At 64.6% G+C, this 3,053-nt stretch carries 2 protein-coding genes; both read left to right on the forward strand.

All coding sequences use genetic code 11. The annotated features are described in order from the left end of the window. A partial coding sequence (locus tag DBR30_RS08000) for a prolyl oligopeptidase family serine peptidase (protein ID WP_146181369.1) occupies window positions 1-384 on the forward strand: 384 nt, incomplete at its 5' end. Continuing rightward, window positions 381-2,822: a proprotein convertase P-domain-containing protein gene (locus tag DBR30_RS08005; RefSeq protein WP_108588285.1), complete on the forward strand. Its 2,442-nt coding sequence runs from the start codon at window positions 381-383 to the stop codon at window positions 2,820-2,822. The genes DBR30_RS08000 and DBR30_RS08005, both read left to right, overlap by 4 nt. Window positions 2,823-3,053: the final 231 nt, after the last annotated feature.

Below are 3,053 nucleotides of genomic sequence, written 5' to 3' on the forward strand. Positions count from 1 at the left end.
CTCTTTAGCGGCGCCGTGTTGCAGGTTCCCTTCGTCGATATGCTCGGCACCATGAGCGATCCTGCCCTCCCCTTGACCCGTCAGGAGTATCAGGAGTGGGGCAATCCGGCCAAGCCCGCAGAGTATCAGGCGATGCGTCGCATCAGCCCCTACGACAACCTGCACCGCGCCCCCTACCCGCCCCTGCTGGTCACTACCGCCCTGCACGACAGCCAGGTGCCCTACTGGGAGCCGGTCAAGTGGCTGGCCCGCCTGCGGGAGCACAGTACGGGCTCCGGCCCCTACCTGCTGCTGACCGAACTGGAGGGAGGCCACCGCGCCGGTGGTGGCGATCGGGCTCGTGAATTTGCCTTCTTGTTGCATCTGGCGGGGATCAATCAATGACCCTGCCACTGATTGGGAGTACCACTATGAAACCCCTGTTGCCCGCCCTCTTGCTGGGGCTGGCTGGCTTTGCCACTCAGGCCGCCGAACTGCGTTTTGTCGAACAGGACGCCCCGGCCGATCCCCGCCTCTGGCTCGAACAACAACTCGACGTCACCCTGAGTGATGCCCCGGCCTATCAGCGTCAAGGCAAGCTGGGCCACTATCTGCACTATCGCCAGCAGCTCAATGGCGCACCGATCGCCGGTCTCATGGCCGCCGTCAGTCTCGATGAGCAGGGTCGTCCGTGGCGCCTTTATCACAATACCCGACTGATGCAGGCACAGGCGACGCCATGTGATGAGGCAAGCCGCGCCGGGGTGGATGCCTATACCGCCACGCTGGATAGTACGGTGTGGCAATTCGCTGGCAGTGACGAAGCCCAGCCCTGGTACTGGCAGGATGGCGACACCCTGACTGCGGCCTGGCGTCTGCTGGCGGTGGAAAGCCAGCCGGGCAACAGCAAGAGCAGCCACTGGCAACTGTTTGTCACTTGCGATGGCAGCGCCCTGCTGGGGCGCACGCTGCAAGAGGCCAACACCCGTGCCGAAGCGGTCCCGCTGGCAGGGGAAGCGGCCACGGTGCAGGCCCGCATCTTTGCCCTCGACCCACGCACCCAGCTGCAAGATGGCAACCTGCTGTGGCGCCACGATCTGGTGCTGGATAACGGGGCCTATCGCACCGTGCCGCTCACGGTACAAAAGGTGGATGACACCTACCAGCTGAGTGGCCCACGCGCCCGGGTCGTGGATGGCACGGCGCCGGAAACTGCCCCCTTTAGCAGCCCTGATGCCGATGGCTTCCAGCTGGATCACCAGCAGCCCGCCTTCCTCGATATCAATGGCTACTACCATCTGGATCTGGCCCAGCGCCATGTGGAATCCCTGGGCTACCCGACGCTGATGGGCGGCCCCCTGGCCATCGATACCGATGCCGGGGAGCAGGACAACTCTCTCTATGACCCCTTCCTGCGCCGGTTGGAAATTGGCCGGATAGGGGTGCCCGATGCGGAAGATCCCATGGTGATCTGGCACGAGTTTGGCCATGCGGTGCAGCACCATATCCTGCCCGACATGGGAGAAGAGGGTGACTGGGGCGCCATCGGCGAGGGCTTTAGCGACTATCTGGCCGCCAGCTGGCGCCAGCGTAGTCCAGAGGCTCGCCAGTTCGAGCCTTTCATGGTCTTCAACTGGGATGCCAGGATCAGCGGCCGGACGCCCCGTCAGCTCGATGATCTGCGGGCGCGCTATCATCCGGGCTTCCTCTATCCGGCTCACCTCACTATCAACGGCAGCAACGGCGACCAGCTGTGGGGCACCCCGCTCTTCACCGCGCTGCGCCAGGCCGTTGAACAGTATGGCGAGGCAGCCCGTGACGAGTTCGATACCCTGCTGATTGAATCCCACTTCGGCCTCGGCCCGCAGGTGCGGATGCCCCAGCTGGCGCGGGTCACCGTGGATACCGCCAACCGCCTCTATCCGGATCGCAGTTATGGCAAGCTGCTGGAGCAGGCCTTCCGCCACCACGCCCTGCTGCCCACTCCCATCGCAGCCCGCCTTGCCGATGACAGCTACCTGTTGCCCGGGGAGAAAAAGAGCCTCGCCATCGAATTGACCAACCAGAGCGGCCGGCCCCTGACCGTGGCCGACGCCAGCCTGCTCCCGACCAAGGGGCTCATGGGTGACGGTCACTGGCAGGGAGAGCTCAACGCCGATGGCACCGCCCGCTGGACCCTGCCGCTGGAAGCAGCGAGCAACCTGACCTGTGGCGAGGCAGTCACCTTGCCGCTGCAGTTCCAGCTCACCCTGCCCAGCCCCACCGAGCGCCAGACCCGCCTTGACCTGCAACTGCCGATCGGTGAACCGCTCTGGCAGCGGGCCATCGGCCAGGGTGGCCAGATCAAGGATGCGGTGAGCGATGAACGGCACGGCCTGTCCCGCTTCACTCTCACCCTGCCCGAGAGCAAGGCCCGTATCGACAGCGGATTCGTGGTCGCCCTCGATCTGGAGCACAGCAAACTGGATCAGCTGGAGATCTGGCTCACCTCCCCTTACGGCACCCGGATCAGCCTGTGGAACAAGGGTTACGCCAGCCATACCCGGCTCAAAGGGGAATTCCCCCGTGAACTGGTACCGTTCGAAACACTCGATAAGCTGCACGGCGAACCGCTCGCTGGCCGCTGGCTGCTGGAGATCAACGACACCAGCGCCGGTGACACCGGTCAGGTGCGCAACTGGCGTGTCGCCCAGCAAGTCGGCGCCCGCTGCGACAAAGATGAAGCCCTGCCCAACACCGGCATCATCCCCCTTGAGCAGGATGAAGGGGGTGGCGGCACGACTTCTCCCCTGTTGCTGGCCCTGTGGCCCCGCCTCTGGCGCCGGAGCACCCCGCGCCGTTGAACCCTGTACCACGGGGGTTACCGCCCCCGTGAACCTGTGACCGAATCAAGGAATGTGAAGTGAAACCATCCGTACTGGTTATTGCAACCCTCTCAGCCCTGCTCAGCGCCTGTGGCGGCGGGGAAGATAACGCACCACTGGCGATCCCGGACTACCGGGTCGATGTCGCCCTGCCGACTGCCGGTACCCTGTGCGCCGATCTGGATCAGAACTGGCAATGTGATCCCGCCG

It is taken from the genome of Aeromonas sp. HMWF017, assembly GCF_003061465.1.
GTDB classification, from domain to species: Bacteria; Pseudomonadota; Gammaproteobacteria; order Enterobacterales; family Aeromonadaceae; genus Aeromonas; species Aeromonas veronii.